This is a genomic window from Ramlibacter sp. (assembly GCF_028292805.1).
GTDB lineage: Bacteria > Pseudomonadota > Gammaproteobacteria > Burkholderiales > Burkholderiaceae_C > Ramlibacter.
Map to the genome: position 1 here is coordinate 20,799 of NZ_JAQGLS010000302.1, position 7,455 is coordinate 28,253.

Consider the following 7,455-nt stretch of genomic DNA (forward strand, 5'->3'; position numbering starts at 1 on the left):
GTCACGTTCCTTGCGCCGCGCGCACCGCGTCCGCCAGGGCCGCGATGCCGCGGTCGATCTCCGCCGGGGTGGCGGTGACGAACGACAGCCGCAACGTGCGCGGGTCGGCCGGTCCGGCGTAGAACGGCGCGCCCGGGACGAAGGCGACGCCGCGGGCCACCGCCAGCGGGAGCAGTTCCACGGCGTCCAGGCCTTGCGGCAACCGCGCCCACAGGAACATGCCGCCTTCCGGGCTGTTCCAGGTCACGCCCAAGCCGGCCAGTTCGCGCTGCAGCGCGGCCAGCATGGCGTCGCGCTGGGCCCGGTACAGGGCGCGGATGGTCGGCACGTGGCGCTGCAGGAAGCCGTCCTTGAGCACCTCGGCCACGATGCGCTGGTTGAAGCCGGGGGTGTGCAGGTCGGATGCCTGCTTGGCTTGCAGCAGCTTGGGCGCCACCGCCGCCGGCGCGATCAGGTAGCCCAGGCGCAAGCCCGGCGACAGCACCTTGGAAAAGGAGCCCAGGTAGATGCAGCCGTCGGGATTGCGCGCCGTCAGCGGGGCGGCCGGCGGCTGGTCGAACCAGAGGTCACCGTAAGGGTTGTCTTCCAGGATCGGCAAGCCGGCGGCAGCCGCCACCGCCGACACCGCGGCGCGGCGTCCCTCGCCCATGGTGCGGCCGGTCGGATTTTGGAAGTTGGGCAGCAGGTAGACAAAGCGGGCGCCGCTCGCCCGGGCGGCCAGGTCGTCCGGATCCACGCCTTCGGCATCGCAGGCCAATCCCTCGACTTCCGGCTCCATCGGCGCGAAGGCCTGCAAGGCGCCCAGGTAGGTCGGCGTCTCCACCAGCACCTTGCTGCCGCTGTCGATCAGTACCTTGGCCACCAGGTCCAGGCCCTGCTGCGAACCGGTGGTGATCAGCACCTGCGATGGCGCGACCGGCCACGGCATCTGCGCCGCCACCGCCTCGCGCAGCGGGCCGTAGCCTTCGCTGGCGGCATATTGCAGCGCGGCGCGGCCGTCGTCGCGCAGCACCTTCGCGCAGGCCTGCGCGAAGGCTTCCACCGGGAAGGTGTGCGGCGACGGCAGGCCGCCGGCGAAGCTGATGATGCCGGGCTGCTCGGTGACCTTGAGGATCTCGCGCAGCACCGATGGATTCATGCGCTCGGCGCGGCGGGCCAGCGTCCAGGGCTTGGCTGGCGGCAGGTCATTCGGCTTCATGTCTTCTCCGGTGCGAGGGTGGGTGCCGGCGCTGGCGCGCGGGCGGTTGCTGGGGTGGCGCGCACCGGCATTTTCTTGCCGATGAACACGGTGGCGATGACAGCGAGGGCAAAGCCCGCCGTGACCGCGTCGAGGCGTTCGCCGAGCAAGGGCACGGCCAACAGCATGCTGATGAAGGGCTGCACCAGCTGCACCTGGCTGACACGCACGGTGCCGCCCAGGGCCAGACCGCGGTACCAGGCGAAAAAGCCGATCCACATCGAGAACACGGCGACGTAGCCGAATGCCCACCAGGCGGAGGCAGACAAGGGGCGGGCCGGGAGCGAGGTCGCCGCCAGCGGGAGGGTGAGCGGCAGCGACAGCACCAGCGCCCAGCAGATCACGTGCTCGGCCCGCATGCGCTGCGACAGCCGCGCGCCGTAGCCGTAACCGACGGCGGCGCAGGCCATGGCGGCCAGCAGCAGGCCGTCGGCCAGGTGCAGCCGCAGGCCGTCGGCCGACTTGAGCACGGCGAAGGCCATCACCAGCAGGCTGCCGAGCACGCCGCACACCCAGAACCCGGTGGACGGCCGCTGGCGGTGCAGCAACGCGCCAACCAGGGCGGTGGCCAGCGGCAGCACGCCCACGATCACGCTGGCATGGATCGCCTCGACGTAACGCATCGCGATCGAGGTGAACAACGGAAAGCCGAACACCACGCCGGCCGCCGTCAGCGCCAGCGGCCGCCAGTCGGCGCGGCGCGGCCAGGGGGCGCGCGTGGCCAGCAGAAAGCCGATCGACAGCACGCCGGCAACAACGGCGCGGCCCATGGCGATGAACATGCCGGACATTTGCGGCGCTTCCGGCGTGCCGACGGCCAGCCGTGTCATCGGCAACGTCAGGGCGAAGATCGCCACGCCCAGCAGGCCGAGCCACAGGCCCTTGATCTCGTGCGGTTTCATACCGTGAGCATCCAGCCGGCGGTGAGCACCAGGATCGCGGCCAGCACCCGGTTGAACCAGAGCAGGCGCGCGCCCTGCGCCAGCCACTGGCGCAGCAGCGAGCCGACCAGCGCGTAGGTGAAGTTGCTGCCGAAGGCGAACAGCGCCATCACGGCGCAGATGATGGCCAGCCGCTGGCCGGGGTTGCTGGCGGGCTGGCCGGCAGCGTTGACCACCCAGCCGGCGGTCAGCGTCAGCGCCAGCATCCAGGCCTTGATGTTGAGGAACTGCAGGCCCACGCCTTGCAGGAAGGTGACGTTCAGGCGGCTGGCGTCCACCTGCGCCAGCCGGGCCGAGCCGGCCACCTTCCAGGCCAGCCACACCATGTAGGCCACCCCCAGCAGCTTGACGGCCCAGCGCAGGGCGGGCACGCCGACGACCAGGGCGCCCAGGCCGAGGCCGCTGACGATCATCAGCAAGGTCCAGCCCGCCGGCACGGCCAGGCAAAAGCGCAGCGCCTGGCGCAGGCCGAGGTTGGCGGCCAGCGCGGTGGACAGCGTGGTGTTCGGACCGGGGGAGAAGCTCATGGCGGTGCAGAACGCCAGCAGAGCGGTGATTTCCGCGGCGCTCATGGGGAGGGGGCTTGCAGGTGCATCGGGGTCAATGTAATCTTCGCACCAATACAGAGGCAATACAGTTGGCCAGATCACCGCGCGATCTGTACCGGCCGGCATGCCAATACACGAGGTTGCCGCCATGTTGATGAAAACCGCATCCCAGTCGCTGACGGAGCAGCTCGCCGGCCGCTTCGCCGAGCGCATTCGCAATCGCCTGCTGGCGCCGGGGGCGCGGCTGCCGTCGGTGCGCCAGTGCGCGGACATGCAGGGCGTGAGCCCCTCGACCGTGGTGGCGGCCTACGACCAGCTGCTGGCGCAAGGCCTGGTGGAGGCGCGCAGGAGCCGCGGCTTCTTCGTGCGCGAGATGGCCGCGCGCGCCGGCGAGGCGCCGCCGCCGCTGACGCCGCACCCGCTCGGGCCGCGTCCCAGCGGCCCGGTGAACGCCTCCTCGCTGATCCGCGGCATGTTCCACAAGGTCAGCGACAAGCCGCAGCCCGGCATGGGGGTGTTTCCGCAGGACTGGCTGGAGTCCACCTTCCTGCCGGCGGCGGTGCGCAAGGTGACCAGCACGCGCGCGCTGCACGAGTTCTCGTCGCAGTACGGCGAGCCGCTGGGTGACGGCGGGCTGCGACGGGCGCTGTCGAACAAGCTGGCGGGGCTGGACGTGCCGGCGTCGCCGGACCAGATCATCACCACGGTGGGTGCGACGCAGGCCCTGGACATCGTCAGCCGCACGCTGCTGCGCCCGGGCGATCCAGTGATGGTGGAAGAGCCGGGCTGGGCCGTCGAATTCGCGCGGCTGACGTCCCTGGGGATGCGGCTGCTGCCGGTGCCGCGGCGCGCTGACGGGCCCGACCTGGAGGTGATGGCCAGGTACTGTGAACTGCACAAGCCCAAGCTGTACGTCAGCGTCAGCGTGCTGCACAACCCGACCAGCCATTGCCTGTCGCCCGGCAGTGCTCACCGCATCCTGCAGCTGGCCGGCCGCCACGACTTCCACATCGTCGAGGACGACACCTACAGCCACATCGCCGCGCCGCACGCCACCCGCTTGTGCACGCTGGACGGCCTGCAGCGCACCATCTACGTCGGCGGCTTCGCCAAAATCCTGGCACCGAACTGGCGCATCGGCTTTCTGGCGGCGCCGCCAGCGCTGGTGGAGCAATTGCTCGACACCAAGCTGCTGGCCACGCTGACCACGCCGGCCTTGCTGGAAAAGGCGCTGGCGCTATGCATCGAGCAAGGCCAGCTGCGGCGGCACTCGGAGCGCATCCGCGCACGGCTCGATGCGGCCCGCAGCCGCAGCGTCAAGCTGGCGCTGCAGGCGGGCTGCCGCTTCGTGGCGGAGCCGGCCGGTCTGTTCGGCTGGGTTGACACCGGCGTCGACACCGACGCGCTGGCCCAGCGCATGCTGGACGAGGGCTACCTGCTGGCGCCCGGCGCGCTGTTCCACGCCGAGCGCGAGCCCGGCACGCTGATGCGGATCAACTTCGCCACGACGCAGGACGCGGCGTTCTGGAAGAAGTACGCGGAAGTCGTGCGGCGCATGTGAGCCGCCCTGGCCTCACAACATCTCGTCGGGGGCGAGCGGGCCGAGGATCTTCACCATCAGTTTGAGCTTGGTGCTGGCGCCGGGCTCGGAGGTGGCGTCCTTGAAGCTGGCGCCCTCGGGCGCGCGCCAGTACAGGTTGCCGTCGCGGCGCTCGACGCGGTAGGCGCCGCTGGCGAAAGTGTTCTCGATCTGGCGGGTGGCCTGCTGCGAGAGCGCGGTGCTGCGCAGCACCAGTGCGACCTCGCTGTTCTGGATCTGCGAGCGCAAATCCAGGTTCATCGAACCGATGACGACCAGGCGCGCGTCGATGACCACGGCCTTGGAGTGCAGGCTGGCGCGCGCGTGGTTCTCCGGGCCGCCCGCCGTGCTGCCGATGCCAAAGCCGCCGCTGCCGCCCGCACGAGACCCCGATCCGGTCCCCAGCAGGTTCGACATCTGTGGGTCCGAATGCATCTCGTACATTTCGGCGCCCATGGCCAGCATCGCCTCCCGATGGCGGGCGTAGCCTGCGTGGGCGGCCGGCGCGTCGTTGGACGCCAGCGAATTGGTCAGCACCCGCAGCCGCACGCCGCGTTTGCGCAGTTGTTCGTACACCGCCATCATCCGCGCCCCCGGCACGAAATACGGGGAGATGATCAACACGTCGCGCTGGGCCTGCTGCATCAAGCCGAGCAAGCCGTCGATCACGGTTTCCTCCGCATCGACTTCGTCGTCGCCTGGGCCAACCTTGCTGGGCTGGTCGACCAGCAGCGTGGACGGCGCCCACACCAGCGGTACGGTCCGCAGGTCGAGCGCGTCGCGATCGGCCCGGGCGACGTCGGCGACGCTGACCGAAGGCAGCACGGTGGTGATTGCGGTCGCCGCCAGGACCGAGGCCGTCGGCGTCACCCGCGGCTTGCCGGGGTCGGTGGCGTTCTCGGACAGCTGCGGCTTGCGCATCTTGTCCAGGTCTTCCTTGTCCATCAGCCGCTCGACGGGATAGGCCAGCTCGTCGTTCCAGAAGCGGTCGAAGCTGGCCGACATGTCGCGCACGATGCGGCCGGCCGCCAGCACGTCCAGGTCGACGAAATTCTGGGTGTCGCCGCTGCCGAAGTAGCGGTCGCCCAGGTTGCGCCCGCCGGTGATGCCCCAGGCGTTGTCGGCCAGGAACAGCTTGTTGTGCATGCGCTTTTGCATGCCCCTGATGTCGCTGAGCGATGCGAGCAGACGCCCGAGCATGCTGCTGCGCGGACCGGTCAGGGGATTGAACAATCGCAGTTCGATGTTGGGCTCGAAGGCCAGCCGCAGCACCTGCGCGTCCTCGCCCACCGAGTTGAAGTCGTCCAGCAGGATGCGCACGCGCACGCCGCGCCGGGCCGCTTCACGCACCCGTTGCAGCAGCACCTCGCTGCTGGCATCGGCGTGGATGGCGTAGTACTGCAGGTCCAGGCTGCGGGTGGCTCCCTGGATCAGGGCCAGTCGGCTGGTCAGGGCGATCTCGACGCCCCCCAGCAGGGCGAAGCCAGAATCGCTGCGGGCGCCGGCCTGGGCCCGGCGGGCAGTGGCCAGCTGCCCGAGCGGGGTCTGGTCGGGCTGGGCGAAAGCGGTGGACGCCGTGCGTTCGTTGTTGGGGGGCAGGCTGGCGCAGCCGGCGGCGCAAGCCGCAACCACCAGCAACGCGATCAACTGCACTAGCTTGCTCCAGGTGCGGTCGGAAGCGGGCCGGGTGAGGGGGGCGAAGCAAGTGTCCATGGGTGCAGCGACTGTAGCCGCGGGGCCCGGGCGGTTGGGCCCGGCCAAGGTCAGCAATAGCCGCCAGTGGGCGACGGCGCGGGCCTACAGCCGGCTCAACGCTTCCCAGCGTTCCAGCGCGGACATCAGTTCGTTCTCGATCTGGTCGCCGCGCCGCGCCAGGCCCGCGGCGCGCTCGGGCTCGGCGCTGTACAGGGCGCCGCTGGCCAGGTCGTCCTGGATCGTGCGCTGCTCCTGCTCCAGCGATTCGATCAGCATTGGGAGCCCATCGAGCTCGCGCTGGTCCTTGAAGCCGAGCTTGCGGCGGGCGGCCGGCGTCGGCGCCGGTACGGCTGCCTTGGTTGCCGGGGCGGGAGCAGGCGCCGGGGCCTTGGCTTCCGCGATGGCGCGGGCTCGGCGCGACTGCGTCAGCCAGTCCTGCACGCCGCCTTCGTATTCGCGCCAGCGGCCATCGCCTTCGAAGGCGATGGTGCTGGTGACGACGTTGTCGAGGAAGGCGCGATCGTGGCTGACCAGGAACACCGTGCCTTCGTAGTCCTGCAGCAGTTCCTCCAGCAGTTCCAGCGTATCGATGTCCAGGTCGTTGGTGGGCTCGTCGAGCACCAGCACGTTGGCCGGGCGGGCGAACAATCGCGCCAGCAGCAGGCGGTTGCGCTCGCCGCCCGACAGGGACTTCACCGGCGAGGTGGCGCGCGCGGGCGAGAACAGGAAGTCGCCCAGGTAGCTCTTGACGTGCTTGCGCTGCTTGCCGATCTCGATCCATTCGCTGCCGGGGCTGATGAAGTCTTCCAGCGTCGCTTCGGGGTCGATGGCGGTGCGCATCTGGTCGAAGTAAGCCACCTGCAGGTTGCTGCCCACGCGCAGCTTGCCGCTGTCGGGGGCCAGCTCACCCAGGATCATCTTGAGCAGCGTCGTCTTGCCGGCGCCGTTGGGGCCGACCAGGCCGACCTTGTCGCCACGCAGGATGGTGGAGGTGAAGTCGCGCACCACCACCTTTTTCTGGGACGGATCGGAGCTGGAGGGAAAGGCCTTGGACACGTCGGTCAGTTCGGCGACGATCTTGCCGGTGGACTGGCCGGTGGCAACGTCCATGCTGACGCGGCCCAGTACGTCGCGGCGGGCGGTGCGGCGCGTCCGCAATTCCTGCAGGCGCACGATGCGGCTTTGCGAGCGGGTGCGCCGCGCTTCCACGCCTTTGCGCACCCACACTTCCTCCTGCGCCAGCAGCTTGTCGGCCTTGGCGTTGATGACGGCCTCCTGGGCCAGTTGCTCCTCCTTGAGCGCCTGGTACTGGGTAAAGTTGCCAGGATAGGACAGCAGCCGGCCGCGATCGAGTTCGACGATGCGGGTGGCGACGCGGTCCAGGAACGTCCGGTCGTGGGTGATCAGCACGACGCTGCCGCGGAAATCGATCAGCAGGTTTTCCAGCCACTCGAT

The 7,455-nt window shown here is 69.9% G+C and carries 6 protein-coding genes; 1 reads left to right on the forward strand and 5 read right to left on the reverse strand.

Annotated elements, in window-relative coordinates; all coding sequences use genetic code 11:
- Position 1 precedes the first annotated feature (1 nt).
- The 3 genes from JWP65_RS18480 to JWP65_RS18490 are packed head-to-tail and all read right to left on the reverse strand — an operon-like array spanning position 2 to position 2,750.
- On the reverse strand, positions 2 to 1,198 hold the full coding sequence (locus JWP65_RS18480) for a PLP-dependent aminotransferase family protein (RefSeq protein ID WP_299766397.1): 1,197 nt from the start codon (positions 1,196 to 1,198) through the stop codon (positions 2 to 4).
- Positions 1,195 to 2,139: a DMT family transporter gene (locus JWP65_RS18485; protein WP_299766399.1), complete on the reverse strand. Its 945-nt coding sequence runs from the start codon at positions 2,137 to 2,139 to the stop codon at positions 1,195 to 1,197. Before JWP65_RS18485 ends, JWP65_RS18480 begins: the two co-directional genes overlap by 4 nt.
- Positions 2,136 to 2,750: a LysE family translocator gene (locus JWP65_RS18490; RefSeq protein WP_299766401.1), complete on the reverse strand. Its 615-nt coding sequence runs from the start codon at positions 2,748 to 2,750 to the stop codon at positions 2,136 to 2,138. Before JWP65_RS18490 ends, JWP65_RS18485 begins: the two co-directional genes overlap by 4 nt.
- A 124-nt stretch (positions 2,751 to 2,874) precedes the next feature.
- Here JWP65_RS18490 and JWP65_RS18495 point away from each other — a divergent pair, with 124 nt between their 5' ends.
- Complete coding sequence (locus JWP65_RS18495; RefSeq protein ID WP_299766403.1) at positions 2,875 to 4,287, forward strand: PLP-dependent aminotransferase family protein; 1,413 nt, start codon at positions 2,875 to 2,877, stop codon at positions 4,285 to 4,287.
- A gap of 12 nt (positions 4,288 to 4,299) precedes the next feature.
- Here JWP65_RS18495 and JWP65_RS18500 read toward each other — a convergent pair whose 3' ends face one another.
- Complete coding sequence (locus tag JWP65_RS18500) at positions 4,300 to 6,018, reverse strand: phospholipase D family protein (RefSeq protein WP_299766405.1); 1,719 nt, start codon at positions 6,016 to 6,018, stop codon at positions 4,300 to 4,302.
- Positions 6,019 to 6,102: 84 nt separating this feature from the next.
- Positions 6,103 to 7,455, reverse strand: a 1,353-nt coding sequence (locus JWP65_RS18505) for an ATP-binding cassette domain-containing protein (protein WP_299766407.1), incomplete at its 5' end; no start/stop codon positions are given.